The 22,046-nt window shown below is 63.3% G+C and carries 20 protein-coding genes and 1 pseudogene; 11 read left to right on the top strand and 10 right to left on the bottom strand.

What is annotated here, in order from left to right:
- On the top strand, positions 1-86 hold an 86-nt coding region (locus tag ACQUSY_RS10660), incomplete at its 5' end, for an IS3 family transposase (protein ID WP_428903460.1).
- 74 nt (positions 87-160) lie between these two features.
- Here the strand turns inward: ACQUSY_RS10660 and pgl are convergent.
- Genes pgl through tkt form a run of 6 tightly spaced genes read right to left on the bottom strand, consistent with a single transcriptional unit; the run spans position 161 to position 8,269 of the window.
- Positions 161-928, bottom strand: a complete 768-nt coding sequence (gene pgl, locus ACQUSY_RS10655) for a 6-phosphogluconolactonase (protein WP_428904462.1) — start codon at positions 926-928, stop codon at positions 161-163.
- Positions 925-1,869, bottom strand: coding sequence for a glucose-6-phosphate dehydrogenase assembly protein OpcA (locus ACQUSY_RS10650; RefSeq protein ID WP_428904461.1), 945 nt, complete (start codon positions 1,867-1,869; stop codon positions 925-927). The genes pgl and ACQUSY_RS10650 overlap by 4 nt, the downstream gene beginning before the upstream one ends.
- Positions 1,866-3,413, bottom strand: a complete 1,548-nt coding sequence (zwf, locus tag ACQUSY_RS10645; protein WP_428904460.1) for a glucose-6-phosphate dehydrogenase — start codon at positions 3,411-3,413, stop codon at positions 1,866-1,868. The genes ACQUSY_RS10650 and zwf overlap by 4 nt, the downstream gene beginning before the upstream one ends.
- 28 nt (positions 3,414-3,441) lie before the next feature.
- The gene (locus ACQUSY_RS10640) at positions 3,442-5,070 is read right to left on the bottom strand and encodes a glucose-6-phosphate isomerase (RefSeq protein ID WP_428904459.1); all 1,629 of its coding nucleotides are present in this window, start codon (positions 5,068-5,070) and stop codon (positions 3,442-3,444) included.
- Complete coding sequence (tal, locus tag ACQUSY_RS10635; protein WP_428904458.1) at positions 5,067-6,176, bottom strand: transaldolase; 1,110 nt, start codon at positions 6,174-6,176, stop codon at positions 5,067-5,069. Before tal ends, ACQUSY_RS10640 begins: the two co-directional genes overlap by 4 nt.
- A complete protein-coding gene (gene tkt, locus ACQUSY_RS10630; RefSeq protein ID WP_428904457.1) occupies positions 6,173-8,269 on the bottom strand; it encodes a transketolase in 2,097 nt (698 codons plus the stop codon). The genes tal and tkt overlap by 4 nt, the downstream gene beginning before the upstream one ends.
- A 238-nt stretch (positions 8,270-8,507) precedes the next feature.
- Here tkt and ACQUSY_RS10625 point away from each other — a divergent pair, with 238 nt between their 5' ends.
- Positions 8,508-9,425, top strand: coding sequence for a heme o synthase (locus tag ACQUSY_RS10625; RefSeq protein WP_428904463.1), 918 nt, complete (start codon positions 8,508-8,510; stop codon positions 9,423-9,425).
- A 363-nt stretch (positions 9,426-9,788) separates the two neighbouring features.
- Here the strand turns inward: ACQUSY_RS10625 and ACQUSY_RS10620 are convergent, their stop codons facing one another.
- Positions 9,789-10,916 (bottom strand): COX15/CtaA family protein, encoded by a 1,128-nt coding sequence (locus ACQUSY_RS10620; protein WP_428904456.1) that lies wholly within the window; start codon positions 10,914-10,916, stop codon positions 9,789-9,791.
- 203 nt (positions 10,917-11,119) lie between these two features.
- On the opposite strand from ACQUSY_RS10620, the gene sufB reads away from it, so the two are divergent.
- From sufB to ACQUSY_RS10585, 7 genes are read left to right on the top strand one after another with little or no spacing between them, the layout of a single operon-like run.
- Positions 11,120-12,538 (top strand): Fe-S cluster assembly protein SufB, encoded by a 1,419-nt coding sequence (gene sufB, locus ACQUSY_RS10615; RefSeq protein WP_428904455.1) that lies wholly within the window; start codon positions 11,120-11,122, stop codon positions 12,536-12,538.
- Complete coding sequence (gene sufD, locus ACQUSY_RS10610) at positions 12,539-13,717, top strand: Fe-S cluster assembly protein SufD (protein WP_428904454.1); 1,179 nt, start codon at positions 12,539-12,541, stop codon at positions 13,715-13,717.
- Entirely contained in the window at positions 13,714-14,040 is a 327-nt protein-coding gene (locus ACQUSY_RS10605; protein WP_428904453.1) for a non-heme iron oxygenase ferredoxin subunit, read from the top strand. Before sufD ends, ACQUSY_RS10605 begins: the two co-directional genes overlap by 4 nt.
- Entirely contained in the window at positions 14,040-14,822 is a 783-nt protein-coding gene (gene sufC / locus ACQUSY_RS10600; protein WP_428904452.1) for a Fe-S cluster assembly ATPase SufC, read from the top strand. The genes ACQUSY_RS10605 and sufC overlap by 1 nt, the downstream gene beginning before the upstream one ends.
- 9 nt (positions 14,823-14,831) lie before the next feature.
- Complete coding sequence (locus ACQUSY_RS10595; RefSeq protein WP_428904451.1) at positions 14,832-15,158, top strand: metal-sulfur cluster assembly factor; 327 nt, start codon at positions 14,832-14,834, stop codon at positions 15,156-15,158.
- 1 nt (position 15,159) lies between these two features.
- Positions 15,160-16,311, top strand: coding sequence for a MalY/PatB family protein (locus ACQUSY_RS10590; RefSeq protein WP_428904450.1), 1,152 nt, complete (start codon positions 15,160-15,162; stop codon positions 16,309-16,311).
- Positions 16,308-17,687, top strand: coding sequence for an MFS transporter (locus tag ACQUSY_RS10585; protein WP_428904449.1), 1,380 nt, complete (start codon positions 16,308-16,310; stop codon positions 17,685-17,687). The genes ACQUSY_RS10590 and ACQUSY_RS10585 overlap by 4 nt, the downstream gene beginning before the upstream one ends.
- Before the next feature lie 64 nt (positions 17,688-17,751).
- Here ACQUSY_RS10585 and ACQUSY_RS10580 read toward each other — a convergent pair.
- Positions 17,752-17,970, bottom strand: a pseudogene (locus ACQUSY_RS10580) (biotin transporter BioY); the annotation flags it as partial.
- A 165-nt stretch (positions 17,971-18,135) separates the two neighbouring features.
- Here ACQUSY_RS10580 and ACQUSY_RS10575 point away from each other — a divergent pair.
- Complete coding sequence (locus ACQUSY_RS10575) at positions 18,136-19,734, top strand: ABC-F family ATP-binding cassette domain-containing protein (protein WP_428904448.1); 1,599 nt, start codon at positions 18,136-18,138, stop codon at positions 19,732-19,734.
- A gap of 76 nt (positions 19,735-19,810) precedes the next feature.
- On the opposite strand, the gene ACQUSY_RS10570 is transcribed toward ACQUSY_RS10575, so the two are convergent.
- Both ACQUSY_RS10570 and ACQUSY_RS10565 read right to left on the bottom strand, forming a co-directional pair.
- Entirely contained in the window at positions 19,811-20,629 is an 819-nt protein-coding gene (locus tag ACQUSY_RS10570; RefSeq protein WP_428904447.1) for an SURF1 family cytochrome oxidase biogenesis protein, read from the bottom strand.
- Positions 20,630-20,842: 213 nt separating this feature from the next.
- Positions 20,843-21,217 carry a DUF3099 domain-containing protein gene (locus tag ACQUSY_RS10565; protein WP_428904446.1) on the bottom strand — a complete coding sequence of 125 codons (375 nt, stop codon included), beginning with the start codon at positions 21,215-21,217 and terminating at the stop codon, positions 20,843-20,845.
- 88 nt (positions 21,218-21,305) lie between these two features.
- Between ACQUSY_RS10565 and ACQUSY_RS10560 the strand changes: the two genes are divergently transcribed.
- Positions 21,306-22,016, top strand: coding sequence for a beta-ketoacyl-ACP reductase (locus ACQUSY_RS10560; protein ID WP_428904445.1), 711 nt, complete (start codon positions 21,306-21,308; stop codon positions 22,014-22,016).
- The last annotated feature ends 30 nt before the right edge of the window (positions 22,017-22,046 follow it).

Below are 22,046 nucleotides of genomic sequence, written 5' to 3'. Positions count from 1 at the left end.
TCGCCTGGTACAACACCGAACGTGTCTCACTCACGCTCGAGGGCATGAGCCCAATGGAATATCGCGCTCATGCCCTCGCAGCGTAATGCTTTAATTAAGTTGTCCAACTTCCGGGGAGCAGTTCATTTAGCTCCCGCCCTTCTTTGTTGTCTCCGTGCGTTTAGAAGCTCGGGTCGATCAGTTCTGCCGGCACCTGACCGGCGGCGGCTTCGTCAACGATGATGATCGTGCGGCTCGTGCCCTTGGCACCGGCAGCCGGTACCTGCTCGTAGTTTGCGCCAGCAAGAATGAGTCCGAGGGCTCCCGCCTTCTCTTCACCCGCAACGACCATCCACACCCGACGCGACGAGTTGATGACCGGTCGGGTCAGCGAAATGCGCTCGGCTGGCGGCTTGGGGGAGTTGCGCACCGCGACGGCGGCCCGGTCGGTCACCGTGATTGCTGAACGGTCGGGGAAGAGCGACGCAATGTGACCGTCGGGGCCAACGCCAAGGAAGCAGACGTCAAACGTCGGCCACGCGTTCGCGCCGTCGGCAAAGCTCGCCAGCTCGGCCGCGTAGGCGTCGGCCGCTTCATCGAGCGTGAGCCCTTCGTCGGCCGCCGGCATTTCGTGGATGTTCGCGGCGGGCACGTCGAGCTGGTCAAGCAGCGCGTCGCGCGCCTGCAGCTCATTGCGGTCAGCATCGCCGCGAGCAACCCAACGCTCGTCACTCCACCAGAAGTGCACGGCCGACCAGTTCACCAGGTCACGCAATGGATTTTCGGCGACCGCGGCCAACACAGCGATTCCCATGGTTCCGCCGGTCAGTGACACGTGAACCGCGCGATCCTCCGACGCATCCATGGCGACCTTGCCGAGAAACCGCTTCGCGACGCTTTCGGCGAGCTCGGCGGGAGTCGGTACGACGACGACACGCTTTTCGGTCATGCTGGCTGCCCTTCCGAAGCGGGCCCGAGGCGGTCCCATCCTTCTGAGATGACTCGACCGTACAGCACGTCAGGGTCAAGGCGACGCAACTCTTCGGCCAGGCACTCGCGCAGGGTGCGGCGAGGAAGCGGGAGATCGTGATCCGGTTGCCCGGGTTGCGTCAGCAACGCGATACCTGGTTCCGGGCGCTCTAACAGGATGTCACCCGAAGCACGCGTCATGCGCACGCTCTTGATGCCTTCGCGCCAGTTCTCGTGCGATTCGTAAACCCACTTCACCGGCACATCGAGTTGCAAGCGCAACCACGCGGCGAGGAGGCCGGTGGAGGGGGATTCAGCGGAACCATGGACTTCGACCGCGGTGACTTGGTCGTACGGCGGCTGGTCAAGAACCGCGGCAAGCTGTTCACGCCAGTAGGTGAGGCGCGTCCACGCCAGGTCGGTGTCTCCCGGAGCGTAGCCCTCGCCGAGGTTCGACAAACGCTTGATCGTGTCGGGGTCGGTGGAGGCATCCGTGATGCGGCGCTGTGCGATGCGGCCCAGGGGGCTGGTGGCAGGGCGCAGGGGCGGCTGGTCGGGCCACCACACGACGACGGGCGCGTCGGGGAGGAGTAGACCAGTCACGAGGCTCTCCTCGTTAGACGCGGCAGCACCGAATGCGCGCAACACGATGACCTCGCTCGCGCCTGCGTCGCCGCCCACGCGAATCTGCGCGTCAAGGCGGGCGTCTTCCGACTTGCTCGTCATCAGCACGATGACGCGCATCGGGTGCTCACGCGAGGCGTCGTTAGCGGCGTCAATCGCCGGTTCAGCAGCCTCTTCGCGTGTCGCGATGACAAGCGTCAGAACACGGCCGAGTGCAACGGCGCCGCCCTCTTCGCGAACCTGCACGAGGCGCTTTGCCACCTGGCTAATCGTGGTGTCAGGAAGATCAACGATCATGGTCGCCTCCAGCTGCGTCCGTCGCGTGCCAGCATTTGGTCGGCACTCGCCGGACCCCACGAGCCGGGCGCGTACTGGTCAAGGGGGCCGCCGAGTGATGCCCAATACTCTTCGACCGGGTCAAGGATGCGCCACGACTCTTCGACCTCTTCGTGCCGCGGGAACAGCGGCGGGTCACCGAGCAACACGTCCAGAATGAGACGCTCGTATGCTTCGGGGCTGGCCTCGGTGAAGGCGTGACCGTAGCCGAAGTCCATCGTGACGTCACGAACGTGCGTGCCGGTTCCGGGAACCTTTGAACCAAACTTGAGCGTGACGCCCTCATCGGGCTGCACCCGGATCACGAGCGCGTTCTGGCCGAGGTCGGGCGTGCTACCGCGTGAGAATAGGTGCTCGGGCGCGCGCTTGAAGACGACGGCGATCTCGGTGACACGGCGGCCGAGGCGCTTGCCGGTGCGGAGGTAGAACGGCACACCTGCCCAACGGCGGGTGTTGATTTCGAGCTTCACGGCGGCGTACGTCTCGGTGGCGGAGTCTGGCGCCATTCCCTCTTCAGTGAGGAAGCTGCGCACTTCTTCGCCACCCTGCCAACCGCCCGCGTACTGGCCGCGTGCGGTCGCCGTGGAGAGGTCGTCGGGAAGGGTGACCGCGGCGAGAACCTTTTCTTTCTCGGCGCGGAGGTGGTCGGCGCTGAGACTGATGGGTTCTTCCATGGCGGTCAACGCCAGGAGCTGCAGAAGGTGGTTCTGGATGACGTCGCGCGCGGCACCGACACCGTCGTAGTAGCCAGCACGGCCACCGACACCGATGTCTTCTGCCATCGTGATCTGCACGTGGTCGACGTAGTTGCGGTTCCAGATCGGCTCGTACAGCTCGTTAGCGAAGCGCAGCGCCAAAATATTCTGCACCGTCTCTTTACCGAGATAGTGGTCGATGCGGAAGATGGCGTCGGGTGCGAACGTCGACTCGAGCGCTTCGTTGAGTTCGCGTGCCGACTCGAGGTTGTGCCCGAAGGGCTTCTCGATGACGACGCGGCGCCAGCGATCGGGGTCTTGCTCGCTGCTAACCAGACCAGACTCGCGGAGCTGGCGGGCCACCGTCGGGAAGTCCTTCGGCGGAATCGAGAGGTAGAACGCATGGTTGCCCATGGTTCCGCGTACGCGATCCAACTCCTCGACGGTGTCACGCAGGCTCTGGAAGCTCGCCGGGTCGTCAAACGTACCCTGCACGAAGCGAATTCCCTCGAGGAGCTGCTTCCACGTCTCTTCGCGGAATTCGGTGCGCGCGTGCGCCCGAACCGCGTCGTAGACCACCTGAGCGAAGTCTTGGTCTTCCCAATCGCGGCGCGCGAAGCCCACGAGGGCGAACCCCGGGGGCAACAGGCCGCGGTTGGCCAGGTCGTACACAGCGGGCATCAGCTTCTTGCGCGAGAGATCACCGGTGACACCAAAGATCACCAGGGCGCTGGGCCCGGCAATTCGGTTCAACCGGCGATCATCGGGGTCACGCAGCGGGTTATGCCCACGTGAGATGAATGCAGTCATCGGGGGAGTGCTCCAGTTGGGGTATTAATCAGTCGTCGACGGCCTGAAACAGGTCAAGCACATCGTCGCCGGAATCGCTCAGGGTCAGCGTCACGACCGGGCGGCCATGCTCTGCCAGTACCGCGGCGTCGCCAGCGGCCTGCGCCTGAATCAACTGACCAAACGTGAAGGGACGCTCCGGAATCTCCACGTCGACTTCGCTCGACTCCAGGATCTGCAGGAACACGCCCTGCGCCGGGCCACCCTTGTGGTACTGACCCGTCGAGTGCAGGAATCGCGGTGCCCAGCCGAAAGTGACGGGGCGACCGGTGTCGGCCGCGATCATGTCGCGGAGCCCTTCAAGCTGCGGGAACTCGAGACGGTTGACATATGCCTGAATCGAAATATAGCCGTCTGCGGGCAGCGCTGCGTAGAGCGCGTCCAGCGTTCCCTTCAGCGTGCCGCTGGCAACGAGGGCTGCGTCGCTCGCACGCACCTCAACGTCGCTCTCTACGAAAGCCGGAGCCGTTGGCTCTGGACGCGCATCCAGCAGTGAACGCGCGGCGACCTTGGCCGACTCAACGTCAGGCTGGTCAAACGGGTTGATACCGAGCAGGCGGCCGGCGATCACCGTGGCGTACTCCCACAGCACGAGCTGTGCACCCAGTGAACCAGAAACCAGAATCTCACCCTTGCGACGCTCGAAGAGGCGCAGGTGCTCAGCGTCTTCAACGAGGCGAACGATCTGCACATCGTGCGGAGTGTTGTCGACCTCGGGGGAGAGCGACGTCAGCACGACGGGCAGAATGCCGGTGCCTTCCTTGCCCGTCGACTCCGCGATGAGCTGCTCGATCCAGTCCGGCAGACCCACGATCGGGGTGCCGTCTGGAACCAGGGCGAGCTTGTCTTTGCGGGTGCCGTTGAGCGAACCGCCGATGGCGGCACCGAGGCGCAGAGCCGGGTTCTCAACCGAGTCGATCGAGACTTCGAGCAGCGCCGAGTCGGCCTCGCGAAGCAGCGTTTCGATGTCGGCGCCAGCAAGACCAGACGGAACCAGACCAAAGGCGGTGAGTGCCGAGTAGCGGCCACCGACGTTGGGATCTGCGTTGAAAACGGTGTAGCCGGCCTCTCGTGCCGAAACATCGAGCGGCGAGCCCGGGTCGGTCACGATGATGATTCGTTCGATCGGGTCGATACCGAGGTCACGGAACGCGGCCTCAAAGGCACGGCGCTGCGAATCGGTTTCGACCGTCGAGCCCGACTTCGACGAGACGACGAGAGCGGTCTGGGCGAGCGTGCCGTTTTCGTCGCCATCGAGGGCAGCGAGAATCTGGCCAGGCGCGGTCGAGTCAACGATCACGAGCGGCACACCGGCGGTACGCGTGATGACCTCAGGGGCGAGCGACGAACCGCCCATACCCGCGAGGACGATGCGCGTGACGCCAGCGGCCGTCAGCTTTGCGCGGAGAGCCTTGATCTCGGCGATGAGCGGGGTAGAGACGCTGACGGCTTCCACCCAACCCAAGCGAATCGAGGCTTCCGATACAGACTTTTCGCCCCACAGTTCTGCGTTCTGGGCCGTAATGCCCGACGCCACCATGTCGTTAACGAGAGCTGGAACCTCGGCGGCAACAACTTCAGCCGGATAGCCGGTGAGGTGAACCTCGGTGGCACTCACTTTGCTGCCTCCAGAGCGACGCGAACCGTCTCCTTCAGCTCCTGCCACGAAGCGATGAACTTCTCCACGCCCTCGTCTTCCAGCAGCTGCGTAACGTCGGTGAAATCGATGCCGACGTTCGCGAGCGACGCCATGAGGTCGTGTGCTGCGGCGTAGTTCGTTGTAATCGTGTCGCCCGCGATGACGCCGTGGTCGAACGTCGCCTCGAGCGTCTTCTCTGGCATCGTGTTGACGGTGCCAGGTGCAACGAGCTCGGTGACGTACAGGGTGTCGGGCAGAGCCGGGTCTTTCACACCGGTGGAAGCCCACAGCGGGCGCTGCGTGTTGGCGCCAGCGGCGATGAGCTCTGCAGCGTCGGCTGCGGCAAAACGCTGCTCGAAAAGCTCGTATGCGAGGCGTGCGTTAGCGAGGCCCGCCTTGCTCTTCAGCTCCAGCGCTTCCGTGGTTCCGATCGCCGCCAGGCGCTTGTCGACCTCGGTGTCAACGCGCGACACGAAGAACGATGCGACCGAGTGGATCTTCGAGAGGTCATGACCCGCTTCGCGTGCGGCCTGCAGGCCGGCAATGTAGGCCTCAATGACCTCGCTGTAACGCTCGAGGCTGAAGATCAGGGTGACGTTGACGCTGATGCCAGCTGCGATCGTTGCGGTGATGGCGGGCAGGCCGGCCTTCGTCGCGGGGATCTTGATGAGGGCGTTCTCGCGGCCCACGAGCTGCCACAGCAGACCCGCCTGTGCGATGGTTCCGTCGGTGTCGTGCGCGAGGTCAGGGGAGACCTCAATCGAGACGCGACCGTCAACGCCGTTTGTGGCCTCGTACACGCTACTGAAAATGTCAGCAGCAGCGCGCACATCGTCAGTGGTCGCGGCGATGATGGCGTCGTCGACCGACACGCCGTCAGCAGCAAGCTGGTGCAGCTGTGCGGCGTAGTCTTCGCCGCCGTTGCCGATGGCACCCGCGAAAATCGTCGGGTTCGTGGTGACGCCCGAAACGGTGCGGCTTTCGATCAACTCGGCGAGGTTGCCGGTGACAATGCGCGAGCGCGATAGGTCGTCAAGCCAAATGCTGACGCCTGCGGCTGCGAGGTCTTGGGTGGGAGTGCTCATGCGTTCTCCTTAACGGTTTCGCGTGCGGCGGAGACAACGGCTTCTGCCGTGATGCCGAACTTTTCAAAGAGGGTCTTGTAGTCAGCGCTGGCGCCGAAGTGCTCGAGCGATACCGAGCGGCCGGTGCTGCCGACGATGGCGTGCCACGGCATCGCAATGCCAGCCTCAACCGAAACGCGGGCCTTGATGGCGGCGGGGAGCACGCTTTCGCGGTACTCCGCGGACTGCTCGGCGAACCACTCCAGTGACGGAGCTGAAACGACGCGCGCGTTGATGCCTTCGCTAGCAAGAGTCTCGCGAGCGGAGACCGCGAGCTGGACCTCGGAACCAGTGGCAATGAGGATGACGTCGGGCGTGCCGTTCGGGGCTTCGGCCAGTACGTAGGCGCCGCGGGCGGCGTGTGCTGCCGAAGCGAACGTGTCGCCGCTGGCTTCGCCCTCTCCGCGCGCGAACGTCGGAACGTTCTGACGCGTCAGCGCGAGGCCCGTGGGGGCGCCGTCGCGGCTCAGCGTCTCGAGCCACACCACGGCGGTCTCGTTGGCGTCTGCTGGCCGCACGACGTTGAGGTTCGGAATCGCACGTAGCGAAGCCAACTGCTCAACCGGCTGGTGCGTCGGGCCGTCTTCACCGAGGGCGATGGAGTCGTGCGTCCACACGTAGATTGCAGCGACGTTCATGAGCGCGGCCAGGCGAACCGCCGGGCGCATGTAGTCGCTGAAGATCAGGAACGTGCCACCGAACGGGCGCGTCTTGCCGTGCAGGCGGATGCCGTTGAGGATCGAACCCATAGCGTGCTCGCGGATACCGAAGTGCATGACACGGCCGTAGGGGTTACCCGACCACTCGTGCGTCGACCACTCAGCGGGGACGAACGACTTTGCGCCCTTAATCGTGGTGAGGTTCGACTCAGCGAGGTCGGCGGAACCACCCCACAGCTCGGGGAGCTCGGCTGCCAGTGCGTTGAGCACGGTGCCGGACGCGGCACGCGTAGAGACGTCCTTGCCCGCTTCGAAGATGGGCAGTGCATCGGCGATGTTCTCGGGGAGTGCGCCTGCTTCGAGACGGTCGAGGAGCTGCTTGCGCTCCGGGTTTGCGGCAGCCCACGCGTCGAACGACTCTTGCCACGTAGCGCGGGCGGCGCTTGCGCGCTCCTGCAGCTGGCGGGTGTGCGCGATAACCTCGTCGGCAACCACGAAGGTCTGCTCGGGGTCGAAGCCCAGCACCTTCTTCGTGGCGGCGAGCTCATCGGCACCGAGCGCGGAACCGTGGATCTTGCCGGAGTTCTGCTTGCCGGGCGACGGCCAACCGATGATGGTCTTGAGGATGATGAGCGACGGCTTGTCGGTCTCACCCTTGGCTGCTTCGATGGCGGCGTTCAGCTCGGCGACGTCTTCGACGTACTGGCCGGTCTTCTTCCAGTCGACGGTGAGCACCTGCCAGCCGTACGACTCGTAGCGAGCCGCAACGTCTTCGGTGAAGGCGATGTTGGTGTCGTCTTCGATCGAAATCTGGTTCGAGTCGTAGATCGCGATGAGGTTACCGAGCTGCTGGTGGCCGGCGAGCGACGAAGCCTCGCTCGTGACACCCTCTTGCAGGTCGCCGTCGCCAGCGATGACGTAGACGAAGTGGTCGAACGGGCTGGTGCCTGCTGCCGCCTCCGGGTCAAACAGTCCACGCTCGTAGCGGGCAGCGTAGGCGAAGCCCACGGCCGAGGCGAGACCCTGGCCGAGCGGACCGGTGGTGATTTCGACGCCCTTGGTGTGACCGTACTCCGGGTGGCCCGGGGTCAGCGAGCCCCACGTGCGCAGCGCCTTGAGGTCATCGAGTTCGAGACCGAATCCGCCGAGGTAGAGCTGAACGTACTGCGTCAGCGACGAGTGGCCGACCGAAAGGATGAAACGGTCGCGGCCGAGCCAATCGGTGTCTGCCGGGTCGTGGCGCATCACGTGCTGATACAGGAGGTATGCCGCGGGGGCCAGGCTCATCGCCGTGCCAGGGTGGCCGTTACCGACCTTCTCCACAGCGTCTGCCGCCAGTACGCGAGCCGTGTCAACAGCGCGCTTATCGATCTCTTCCCAACGCAGTTCCGACACCCGGACCGCCCTCCCGAAAAGTTGTGGCACTCAGGTCAGACGTCTCCCTAATTGTGAGTCTTCAGGGGGTATTCGCCGAGCGCGTGTATGTCATTTCAGCATAGCGACTAGCGCTGGCAAGCGGCGCGGATTGTGTCTTTGTGACAAGTCCGGGCGCGTCTACGGAAGCGGTAGACTGTACGCGTGTGTGCTTTCTGCCGTGCGCACGAATCTCTACCGTCCTAAGGGGGCGATCCACCTGACTGCGACTTCTGCCGCTGAGGCGAATGCGAAGCTCAGCATCGGTAAGACGGTCCGCGCTTATGTCGAGTTGACGAAGCCGCGCGTCATGGAGCTTTTGCTGGTGACGACCGTCCCGGTGATGTTCCTCGCTCAGGGTGGTGTGCCCAACGGCTGGCTCATGATCGCAACCGTCATCGGCGGAGCCATGAGTGCTGGTTCCGCCGCGTCGTTCAATATGTACATTGACCGCGACATGGACGCGCAAATGCAGCGCACCGAAAATCGTCCGATTGTGACGGGCGAGGTTTCGCCGCGTAACGCCCTGATTTTCTCGTGGGTTCTTGCCGTGGTGTCGACGGTGTGGCTGTTGCTCACGACGAACTGGCTCGCGGCAACGCTGTCGGTCGTCGCGATCTTCTTCTACGTCGTCATTTACACGCTGATTCTGAAGCGCCGCACCGAGCAGAACATTATTTGGGGTGGCATCGCCGGTTGCTTCCCCGTGCTCATCGGCTGGACTGCCGTGACCGGTTCACTGTCGTGGACGCCGTTCATCCTCTTCATCGTTGTCTTCCTCTGGACGCCGCCGCACTACTGGCCGCTGTCGATGAAGTACAAGGAAGATTACGGCACGGTGCACGTCCCGATGCTCGGCGCAACGCGCCCGACGCACCAGGTCGGTCTGCAGATCATTCTCTACGCGTGGGCAACGATCGCCTGCTCGCTGATTCTGATCCCGGTCGCGGGCATGGGCGTTGTGTACACGGTTTCTGCGCTGGTGTTCGGCGGCTGGTTCTTGTACGAATCGCACCGCCTCTACAACCAGGCTGTGAAGGGCGGCAACGCCGCACCGATGCGTGTATTCCACGCCTCGATCACGTACCTCACGCTGCTGTTCGTCGCGATCGCCGTCGACCCGCTCCTCCCGTTCTAGCCCATTTTCAAACGGCCGCTCACTTCGGTGGGCGGCCGTTTTTCGTTACTGGGGATTCGCCGCCGCCCTGCTCGCCTCTGTATTTCCGCTCTCTCGCCGTCCGAGGTTCCGCGCCCTTGTTTCCACCGTTCTGCATCCTCCCTTCTCTGTTCTGCACGCCCGAATCCGCCTAGGCTCGCGAAACGCCGCGATTTGAGCCCCTCATCGGAAGCTCATCGTGCGTAACAGAAGGCGTTCCACAATATCTGGAGCGGGAGGACTGGCAGAGGGCTGACGGGGACAAGCCGAGCGGCGGAACCAGGGGTCGGGCAAAAAGTGTGCCGCCCGGAAAAACTCCGAGCGGCACACGAAAAAGGGTTGACGTTACGCGGGGGTGTCGGCCGCGACGGGGCGCTTGAGTTTGAGAACCATCGCAGTGTACGCGGCGGCGGCGAGGGCAGCGAGCACCATGTGGATGCCGACGAGCAGCGGCGGCAAGCCCTCACGCGCTTGCCAAACACCGACGAGAACCTGCACGCCGACGGCGATAACGAGCACGAGCGCCCAGTGGCGCACCGGGAGGCGAAGCGCCCACGCCGCGATCAACAGCACGACCAGCAACCCGGTCAGAATGTAGCCGGGCCACGAGTGCACGTGTGCCAAGACAGAGGCGTCAAAACCGTCGCGAGCCACGTTCTGGTCGCCCGAGTGTGGGCCGGAACCTGTGGTCAACACGCCGAAGAGAATCGTGACTGCGAGAGCGAGGCCCGTGACGTGCGTGACAATTGCAAACCACTTCGGCACGACGAGTTCGCGTGCTCCTGCCGGCGCATACATCCGCACCAGGTACGCCGCGGTCACGCAGGCCAACAGCAGCGACGCGACGTAGTGGAAGCCAACGATGAAGGGGTTGAGCTCGGTCAGTACCGTGATGCCGCCGACGAACGCTTGCACGATAACCCCGACGAGCACAATCCACGCCAGCACCGGAAGATCCTTGCGGCCGGGAATCGAACGAATCGACTGCACTGCACCAATGATCGCGACCAGCAGGAGGCCGGCGGAGAAGAACGGGAAGGCAGGAACACCTGCCAGCGAAGCCGCGGCGTACGCTGCAACGCCGGTCGCGATTCCGCCAAGCGCGAACCACAGCGTCTTCACAACCGAGCGGCGCCCGCCGACGATGTGGAGAGTAAACAGCAACACGACGAGTGCCAGAATGCCGACGACGCCAGTAATTGTGCGGTTACCGAACTCAATGATGCCGTGGATGCCCTGTTCCGGAGTGGGAACCAGTGATTCCGGCGTGCACAGTGGCCACTCGCTGCAGCCGAGGCCCGAGCCCGTAAGGCGAACCGCGCCACCGGTTCCGATGATGAAGACCTCGAAGACAAACGACAGCCACGCGAACACGCGCACCGGCTTACTGAAGGTGGTGGGTAGGCCGAGGAACGAGCGCTCTCGCCCTCCAGCGTGAACAGAAGCCGTCTCCGGGGTGACGATGTCAGTCATGAAGCCTCCGGTTCCGCCCAAACGGGTTAGCGGAACCTGTAGAATCGAAGGGTTGCAAGATCGCGAAAAGCGCGGCTCTTGCGTTCAAGTGTAGGCGTCTTCTTGACGCCGCAGATAAAGGCCCGACGGCAACTCCCACGTAAACGCGGGGGAGCGCGACCGGAGCGGATAACACCGCTAGGCCATGAGGAGAGTGTGACGCCATGTCTGATGTGCTCATTGACCGTCCCGAGCTCGAAGGGCTGGGGGTGTACGAGTTCGGCTGGCACGACCCTGATGCAGCTGGCGCTAGCGCGGCCCGCGGTATCAACGAGAACGTCGTACGCGACATCTCGGCGTTGAAGGCTGAGCCCGAATGGATGCTGAAGACCCGCCTCAAGGGGTACCAGCTCTTCGGCCGCAAGCCGATGCCGACGTGGGGTGCTGACCTCTCGGGTATTGACTTCGACAACATCAAGTACTTCGTGCGTTCGACGGAGAAGCAGGCCCAGTCGTGGGAAGACCTGCCCGAAGACATCCGCAACACCTACGAGCGTCTCGGTATCCCCGAGGCTGAGCGTCAGCGTCTCGTTGCCGGCGTTGCCGCACAGTACGAGTCCGAGGTGGTTTACCACCAGATCCGCGAAGACCTTGAGGCCCAGGGCGTCATCTTCATGGACACTGACACGGCACTGCGCGAGCACCCCGAGTTCTTCGAAGAGTACTTCGGAACCGTAATTCCGGCTGGCGACAACAAGTTCGCGGCTCTGAACACGGCCGTCTGGTCGGGTGGCTCGTTCGTGTACGTCCCGAAGGGCGTTCACGTGGAGATTCCGCTGCAGGCCTACTTCCGTATCAACACGGAAAACATGGGCCAGTTCGAGCGCACGCTCATCATCGCTGACGAAGACAGCTACGTGCACTACATCGAGGGTTGCACCGCGCCGATCTACAAGTCGGACTCGCTGCACTCGGCCGTCGTCGAGATTATCGTGAAGAAAAACGCTCGCGTTCGCTACACGACGATCCAGAACTGGTCGAACAACGTCTACAACCTGGTCACCAAGCGTGCAATTGCACATGAAGGCGCAACCATGGAGTGGGTCGACGGCAACATCGGCTCCAAGGTGACGATGAAGTACCCGTCGATCTTCCTCACGGGCGAGCACGCCAAGGGCGAGACTCTGTCGGTTGCCTTCGCTGGTCCCGGTCAGCACCAGGACGCTGGCGCGAAGATGATCCACATGGCTCCGTACACGCAGTCATCGATCACGTCGAAGTCGATCGCTCGTGGTGGCGGCCGTGCTGGCTACCGCGGTGAGGTTCGTATCGACGCGAACGCGCACCACTCGTCCAACTCGGTTGTGTGTGACGCATTGCTCGTCGACACGCAGTCGCGTTCTGACACGTACCCGGCGATTGACATTCGTGTCGACGACGTCATTCTCGGCCACGAGGCCACGGTCTCGAAGGTGAGTGAAGAGCAGCTCTTCTACATCATGAGCCGCGGCGTCGAAGAGACCGAAGCGATGGCCATGATCGTGCGCGGCTTTATTGAGCCCATTGCACGTGAACTGCCCATGGAGTACGCGCTGGAACTGAACAAGCTCATCGAGATGGGCATGGAAGGATCGGTCGGCTAAATGTCAACCGCAACCGAAACGCTGACATCAAACATTCTTAATCACGACGACTCTCAGGTTCCGATTCAGACCCGCTCTGAGCGCCCTACGTCGTTTGAACCCACCGACTTCCCGAACCCCACGGGTCAAGAGGTCAACTACAAGCACTCGCCGGTCAACCGCCTGCAGCCGCTGCTGAACGTCGACGCTGTGCAGTCTGACGCCGTCACCCACACCGTGGCGCCGGCATCGTTCGTGGTCGCATCGAGCGGCCACGACGCAGCAGTTCGCGGTGAGTTCTTCCGCCCGGAAGACCGCATGAGCGCACTGGCATGGCAGAAGGCAGAAAACGCGCTTCACGTTCGCATCCCCGCGAACGAGGAGGTCGCCGAGCCCATCACGATCGCTATCAACGGTGAGACCGCCGAAACCGCGGCGTTCGCACACATCGTGATCGAGGCCATGCCGAACGCACACGCAACGGTCATCCTTGACCACAAGGGTGCAGCCGCCTACGCGCAGAACGTCGAGATCATCGCTCGCGATGGTTCCGACCTCCGCGTCATCTCGGTGCAGCGCTGGGCTGAAGAGACCGTTCACGCATCGGCCCACCAGGCCCGCGTCGACAAGGACGCTACTCTCACGCACATTGTCGCGAGCCTGTCGGGCGGCGTCGTTCGCGTCAACCCGTCGGTCGAACTCGACGGTACTGGCTCTGAGGGCAAGCTTTTCGGTGTCTCGTTTGCTGACCCGGGCGAGCACCTGGAGAGCCAGGTGTACATGTTCCACAAGGGAGCCCACACCACCGGCGACGTGCTCTACAAGAGCGCGCTGCAGGGTGCGACGGCTCGCACTGTCTGGATCGGTGACGTTCTCATCGGGCCCGACGCTGTCGGAACCGACTCCTACGAAGCAAACCGCAACCTCGTGCTGACCACGGGCGCGCGCGCTGACTCGATCCCGAACCTTGAAATCAAGACGGGTGACATTCAGGGTGCCGGCCACGCATCGGCAACCGGTCGCTTCGACGACGAGCAGCTCTTCTACCTGCAGGCTCGCGGAATCTCCGAAGACGAGGCTCGTCGCCTCGTCGTCGTCGGCTTCCTCGGTGAGATCGTTCAGAAGATTGGCGTGGAGTCGCTTGAAGAAGAACTCTTCGCCGCGATCCAGGTTGAGCTCAACGACGGATTGTCGGCATGACCGCAACCCGCGCTTGTTCCTACAGCGAGCTTGAGCAAGACGCCGCCCTGCGCGTCGTCATTGACGATGTACCGATCTGTGTCGTGAAAGACGGCGAGGGCGTGGTTCACGCCATCGGCGACACCTGCACGCACGGCGAAATTTCACTTGCAGACGGCTTCGTTGAAGGTGACACGGTCGAATGCTGGGCCCATGGTTCCGCGTTCTCCCTCGTCACCGGCAAGCCCCTGAACCTCCCAGCTTTCGAGCCCGTCCCGGTTTATGTCGTCGAAATCGACGGTGACGACGTGCTCATTGACCCCTCCGTAACGAAGGAAATTTAATGTCTGTCCTCGAGATCCGCGACCTGCACGTAACGGTCGAGACCGATGAAGGAACCACGCCGATCCTGAACGGCGTTAACCTCACCATCCGTACCGGTGAGACCCACGCCATCATGGGCCCCAACGGCTCGGGCAAGTCGACGCTCGCGTACACGATCGCCGGCCACCCCAAGTACACCGTCACGGGCGGAACCATCACGTTTGATGGCGAAGACGTCCTGGAGATGTCGGTTGACGAGCGCGCACGCGCTGGTGTCTTCCTCGCCATGCAGTACCCGGTCGAGATTCCGGGTGTGACGGTCACGAACTTCCTGCGTACCGCTAAGACCGCAATCGACGGCGAAGCACCGTCGCTGCGCACCTGGACCAAGGACGTTCGCGAGTCGATGAAGGCTCTGCGCATGGATAATAAGTTCGCTGCGCGTAACGTCAACGAGGGCTTCTCGGGTGGCGAGAAGAAGCGCCACGAGATTCTCCAGCTCGAGCTGCTGAAGCCCAAGATGGCCGTTCTTGACGAGACCGACTCAGGTCTTGACGTCGACGCGCTCAAGATTGTTTCCGAGGGCGTTAACCGTGCGAAGGAAGCGACCGACCTCGGCGTTCTCCTCATCACGCACTACACGCGTATCCTTCGCTACATCAAGCCCGACTTCGTGCACGTCATGGTCAAGGGTCAGATCGTTGAAGAGGGTGGCCCGGAGCTGGCTGACCGTCTTGAGAACGAGGGCTACGAAGGCTACTTCCCGGCTGAGGCTCCTGCTGACGCTCCCGTTGAGGCGTAGGATCACAGCATGACTGCACTCGCTCCCGAGAAGTACGACGAGGTGACAGAAGCGCTCAAGGACGTTATGGACCCTGAGTTCAACGTCAACGTCGTCGACCTCGGCCTGATTTACGATCTCAGCTGGGATGACGAGAACGACGCTCTCGTCATTCACATGACGCTGACGAGCGCTGGGTGCCCGCTGACGGATGTTCTCGAAGCCCAGACAGGCGAAGCCCTGGATGGTGTCGTCGAGCAGTATCGCATCAACTGGGTGTGGATGCCGCCGTGGGGCCCGGAGCGGATCACCGACGATGGGCGCGACATGATGCGTGCCCTGGGCTTCGCGATCTGACATGGGAGTAACGCCACTGATTGCGCTACCCATCGAGCAGCTTCGCCGCCGCTCCAGCACAAAGTGGCGTTCCTACGCCGACGATGTCCTGCCGCTCTTTGTCGCGGAATCGGACTTTCCGCTAGCACCCGCCATTACGCGGGTGCTAGCGGAAGCCGTCGCCCTCGGCGACACCGGGTATACCCCGCCACGTCACGCCTACCAGGAGACCTTCGCCGCGTTCTGCGAGCGTCGCTTCGGCTGGCAGGTTGACCCAGCACAGGTGCGCACCACGGGTGACGTCGTGATGGGACTCGTCGAAATTCTTCGCGGCGTGATCGCACCGGGTGATGGCGTTGTGATTACGCCGCCGGTGTACCCGCCGTTCTACGACACGGTGACAGAGGCGGGCGGAATCGTACGCTCGGTTCCGCTGCAGGTCACCAATGTCGGGTGGTCGCTTGACCTCGACGGCATCGAACTGGCGTTCCAGCAGGGCGCGAAGGCGATGCTGCTGTGCAACCCGCATAACCCCACCGGCACCGTTCACTCACGCGAGTCGCTGACCGCGCTCGCGAGCCTGGCCGCCCAGTACGGCGCCTGGATCGTGAGCGATGAGATTCACGCTCCGCTCGTGCGCCCCAGCATTGACTTCACGCCGTTCTTGACGGCGTCCGATGAGGCCGCCGCCCGCGGTTTCACCGTCACCAGCGCGAGCAAGGCTTACAACCTCGCCGGCCTCAAGACGGCCTCGATGGTCACCGCATCTCGCGAACCCGCTCGCATCCTCGCATCGCTTCCGATGGAGGTGGAGTGGCGCACCGGCCTGTTTGGTGTGCTCGCCGGCATCGCCGCGTACGCGGAAGAGTCAGATGCCTGGCTCGACTCGTTGCTCGTGACGCTGGAGCAGAACCGTCAGATCGTTGCAGACGGTGTCGCCGCACTTCCCGGCGCCGAACACCGTGTGCCCGATGCGGGCTATCTCGCCTGGATCAACATGCAGCGCTCCACGATCGAGGGAGACCCCTCGAAGTACCTGTTACACCATGCGAAGGTCGCACTGAACTCGGGCCCGACGTTTGGCCCCGAGGGTGAGCGCCACGTGCGCATGAACTTTGCCACATCACCGGAGATTCTGCACGAAGCATTTGCTCGCATCGCAGCCGCGCTGTGAGCGCGGCGCGCAGCCTGTGGAGTGAAAACTACCGCTGGGTATCGCTTGGTGCTGTCGCACTCGTCTTTCTCGCGGCAATTCAGTCTCTGGCTGTAACAACGGTCATGCCCGTCGTGAGCGCCGACCTCGACGGCGAAGCGCTCTACGCGGTCGCGTTTGCCGGCACTCTCGCGACAAGCGTGATCGGTATGGTCGTGACGGGCTTCTGGAGCGACCGCTCCGGCCCGACCGCTCCGCTCTACGCGGCAGTCGCGCTGTTCGCGACCGGCCTGTTGATCGCAGGCTTCGCCGACACCATGGAAGTCCTGGTGCTCGGCCGCCTCATTCAGGGCCTCGGCATTGGCGGGCAGACGGTCGCGTTGTACGTCGTCGTCGCCCGCGTTTATCCGCCAGAGCTGCACGGCCGCGTCTTTGCCCTGTTCTCCGCCGCCTGGGTGGTGCCGAGCCTCATCGGCCCCTTCCTTGCGGGCGCAGTCGCTGAGTATCTGCACTGGCGCTGGGTTTTCCTTGGCGTCGCGGTGCTCACGGTGATCGCGTTCATCCTGGTGGCAACGCGACTGCGTGGTGTCGATCTCTCGCCGTCGGAGCAGAGCGGAACCAGTGGTTCCGTTGCACGCAGACTGGGGCTCGCGATCGTGGTGGCGGCTCTTGCCGTGGCGTTGAGTCTTACCGGCCGCATTACGGCCGACTACGGCGCCGTCATCGGTTGGGTCATTGCTGGGGCCACGCTCGTGATTTTGGCCATCGCGGTGCGCCCGTTGCTGCCACAGCGTACGCTGCTCGCCGGGCGGGGTCTTCCTGCCGTCATCGTGATGCGCGGCCTTGTCGCCGGCACGCTGTTCGGCGCCGAGGTTTACGTGCCACTACTGCTCACGACACAGTACGGCTTTGGCCCGACGATGGCCGGGCTCGCACTCACCGTCGCCGCGATTGCGTGGGCCGTTGCCGCTGAAGTGCAGGGCCGTTTCGGCGACCGCCTCGGCAACGAGCGCATTACCGTGACCGGGCTCACGCTGTTGTCGTTCGCGACGATCATGGGTGCCGTGACGGCACTCCTGCACCTGCCGGCGTGGGTGCTGATTGCATCGTGGATGTTTGCCGGCGGGGGAGTCGGACTCATCTACCCGCGCCTCACCGTGCTGACGCTCGCGTACTCGACGACTGAGAACCAGGGCTTCAACTCGGCGGCACTCTCGATCTCCGACTCGCTCGGCTCGTCGGCAGCCATCGCACTGATGGGACTCATCTTTATCTCGCTCGGTTCGGCCGGTCTCGCTTTCGGCATGGTCTTTATTGCCGCCACCCTCCTTGCGGCGCTGGCCCTGGTTCCGGGGCTGCGTATGACGCGAAGCGGAACCATGGCTGACGGCGCGTAGCACGTCGCACGAAACGAAAATGGCCGCTCCCGGTGAAACGGGGCGGCCATTCGCGTGTGAGTCGTTAGTCACGACGACGCTCGAGGGCAGAAACGCCGCGCCATGCCAGCGGGATCAGTGCTGCGGCAACGGCGGCCTTGATGACACCGCCGACGATAAACGGCGTGACGCCTGCGGCCATGATCTGCTCAAACGACAGGTCGGCACCCATAACGACGTTCAGGATGTCGGCCATGTAGGGCACGCCGACGAGGAACGGCACGATGCTTGCGGCGACGAACGCGGTGAAGTGCCTGGGCGAGAGGCCCTCGGGTTGAAACGGTGAGTGTGCTCACAGATATTCTCCTGTCACAGGTTTTGGTCAGAGGGGGAGTCACCGCGAACTAGACTAGGGGGCTGGGCTCCATCGCCCAGTTATCCCCTTCGTCAAAAGAATCGAGAATTCGCTGTGCTTGCCGTACAAGGTCTGGAGATTCGCGTCGGCGCCCGACTCCTCATGGAGGGCGTCACCTTTCGCGTCGGCCCTGGCGACAAGATCGGTCTGGTTGGCCGCAACGGTGCCGGTAAGACGACACTGACGAAGGTTCTCGCTGGTGACCTGATTCCTGCTGATGGTTCCGTGACCCGTTCTGGCGAACTCGGCTATCTGCCGCAGGACCCGCGTACCGGTGACCCGGAGATGCTCGCACGTACGCGCATTCTCGACGCTCGTGGCCTCGGATCGCTGCAGGTCAGCATGGCCGAGCACAGCGCGAAGATGGCATCGGACGACCCAGCGATCGCGGAGCGCGCGATGCGTAAGTATGCGAACGTCATGGAGCGCTTTGAGGCCCTCGGCGGTTATGCCGCCGAGGCGGAGGCCGCGTCGATCGCGCACAACCTTTCGCTGCCCGACCGCATTCTTGACCAGCCGCTGAAGACCCTGTCTGGTGGTCAGCGCCGCCGCATCGAGCTCGCGCGCATTCTGTTCAGCGACGCCGAGACGATGATTCTTGACGAGCCGACGAACCACCTCGACGCCGACTCCGTTGTGTGGCTGCGCGAATTCTTGAAGACCTACCGCGGTGGCCTCATCGTGATCAGTCACGATGTTGAGCTCGTAGGGGAGACGGTGAACCGTGTCTTCTACCTCGACGCAAACCGTCAGACCATCGACCTCTACAACATGAACTGGAAGAACTACCTTCGCCAGCGTGTTGCCGACGAAGATCGTCGCAAGAAGGAGCGCGCGAACGCCGAGAAGAAGGCGACCCAACTGCAGATGCAGGCTGCGCGCTTCGGTGCGAAGGCATCAAAGGCTGCCGCTGCTCACCAGATGGTCGCGCGCGCCGAGAAGCTGCTGCAGGGCCTTGACGAGGTTCGTCAGGTTGACCGCGTCGCGAAGCTGCGCTTCCCGAAGCCCTCGCCATGCGGCAAGACTCCGCTGATGGCGCAGGGCCTGTCCAAGTCGTACGGTTCGCTCGAGATCTTCACGGACGTTGATCTGGCGATTGACCGCGGCTCGCGCGTCGTCATCCTCGGCCTCAACGGTGCCGGTAAGACCACGATGCTGCGCATTCTTGCGGGCGTCGACAAGCCCGACACCGGAACTTTGGAACCAGGTCACGGCTTGAAGATCGGCTACTACGCGCAGGAGCACGAGAACCTCGACGTGAACCGCTCGGTGCTCGAAAACATGATGTCGGCGGCGCCCGACATTAACGAAACTGAGGCCCGTAAGGTGCTGGGTTCGTTCCTGTTCACCGGCGATGACGTGTTGAAGCCTGCCGGTGTGCTTTCGGGTGGTGAGAAGACGCGTCTGTCGCTCGCGACGCTCGTTGTCTCCAGCGCCAATATGCTGCTGCTTGACGAGCCCACAAACAACCTCGACCCGGCTTCGCGCGAAGAGATCCTCGGCGCGCTCGCACACTACGAGGGCGCGGTTGTGCTGGTCTCGCACGATGAGGGCGCTGTCGCCGCCCTCAACCCCGAGCGCGTGCTCATCCTGCCCGACGGTGTCGAAGACATCTGGAGCAAGGATTACCAAGACCTCATCGCCCTCGCGTAAGTTACGCGAGACGCAAAAGAGGCGGTTCCCCAGACTACCCGGGAACCGCCTCTTTCGTTGTGGCTGGGGGAACGCCCTAGGCGTCGAGGAGGGCGTCTTCCTGCTCCGCGTCTTTGTCGCGGCGGCGCTTGACCTTGACGGGTGCTTCGCCGGCGTCTTCGCGGCGCTGTGCGCGCTCGGTGCGAATGATGTAGATGATGAAGATCATGCCCATGATCGCGAACAGGATCCATTGGATCGCGTACGACAGGTGGGGGCCGGGATCTTCCGTCGGCGGATCCACCTTGCGGGGTACCTCCGCGACGGCCGGCTCTTCACTGACCATGAGACCGTAGACGGTCGTGATGGTCTCGTCGCCGGTGTATTCGGCGATCGTCGGCAGGTTGATCGACTTGAAGGTGAGGTATTCGCCCTCGTTCGCACCGATTCCGGTGCGGGGCACCCCTTCAGACGGGCGCAACCGCACCACGACGCTGACGCTCTCACCGCTCGGTGGTTCCGGAACGTAATCCGGCAACGTGCCTTCACCCGGCGCCACCCAACCGCGGTTGACGATCATGATGCGTCCGTCGGTGAGCTGGAACGGCACGAGAACTTCGAATGCGCTACTGCCGCCGTGCGGGCGGTTGCGGGCCAGGATCTGCTCGTCAGGCAAGTACTGGCCCTCGAGCGTCACCGGGCGCCACTCGGTGTCGGGGTCGAAAACGTCAGCGTTGGTGACGGCCTCATCGAACGGAACCGGCTCGCGGTCATAGTTCTGCTCAACGAGCGCGATTTCGCCGTTGCGCTCGTCGCTGCGGTTGAACTGCCAGTTGGCAAGGAAGCCGCAGACGATCGCGAAAATAATGGCAACGCCGACGTAGATCGTCCATCGAATGAACGGGTTCTTACTCATCGACGTTTCCTTTGGGAGTGTGCGGCGCGGCCGAAACGGGGAAGTTGCGGGCGCGGAGAAATTCTTCGAGGTAATCCGCGTGCTCGGGGCACGCAAGCCACGTCTTGGTGCGACCATCGCGATGGATGCGGGGGTTGCTCCACTCCAAGCGTACAGTGGCTTGCTGACGGCAACCCGCACGTGAACACGTATCGGCGGGCGGTGTGAATCCGATCACGCCGACTCCTGCGGCTTTGCCGGCGGCAGAGTCGGCTTCGTCGTCTCGGTGACGCGGATTACGGTGGGCGCGGCGGGGGTCTGCGTTGCCTCTGGAACAGGCGATGAGAGGGCGCGATCGGGAGATTCGATGCCAGCCGCGTCTTCGGGCGCGGGCGTGTTTGCGAAGACGACGGCGATGTAGGGCAAGAACGCAGCACCCAGAGCGAAGACCCAGGTCCACCAGCCGAGTGGTTGCACCGCAAAAACCAGAATGACGCAGATCGTGCGAATCGTCATCGTGATGACGTATTGGCGCACGCGGCCATCAGCTTCTGCGCGCGGGGCAACCGGAAGCGAGGTCGCGGACGGGGTGGTGGTGCGTTTCTTCACGGTGTCTCCAGGATACGCGTGATTGCCGAGGTGGGTGGCCCGCGCCCACTAGGCTGATCACGTTGTATCCCTATTCGGAGGCTGAATCATGTCCGCGTCTCGCGTTGTCTTGGTAACTGGAGGAAACCGCGGTATCGGCCGCGCGATTGCGGAGCGCTTCGTGCGTGACGGCTATCAGGTCGCCGTCACCGCGCGCTCAGGCGAAGGCCCCGAGGGCACGCTGACCGTGCGCGCCGATGTCACCGACTCGGTGACGCTTGATGCCGCGTTCACCGAGGTGGAAGCGAAGCTCGGCCCCGTTGAGGTTGTGGTTGCGAACGCGGGCATCACCCGCGACATGTTGCTGTTGCGTATGTCGGAAGAAGACTTTGACACGGTCGTCGACACGAACCTCGGCGGAACCTTCCGCGTCGTGAAGCGCGCGTCGAAGGGCATGCTGAAGGCCAAGTTTGGTCGCGTCATCCTGATCTCGTCTGTCGTGGGACTCTATGGTGGCGCTGGTCAGATCAACTACTCGTCCTCGAAGGCCGCTCTCGTTGGCTTTGCGCGTTCGCTCACGCGTGAGCTCGGATCACGTGGCATCACCGCGAACGTGGTGGCTCCCGGCTTCATCGAGACCGATATGACGGCGGAGCTGCCCGAGGCGACGCAGGCGGAGTACAAGAAGAGCATTCCGGCCGGTCGTTTCGCATCACCCGATGAGGTCGCGGGCGTTGTGACGTGGCTCGCATCAGATGACGCCGCGTACATTTCGGGTGCCGTCATTCCGGTCGACGGTGGCCTCGGTATGGGGCACTAGCCCCAGAGACATGTCGAAGGCCCGCACATC

Source organism: Microbacterium daqui, assembly GCF_050408675.1.
GTDB lineage: Bacteria > Actinomycetota > Actinomycetes > Actinomycetales > Microbacteriaceae > Microbacterium.
The sequence above is the reverse complement of the archived record's forward strand: the minus strand, read 5'-3'. Positions and strand labels throughout refer to the sequence as shown.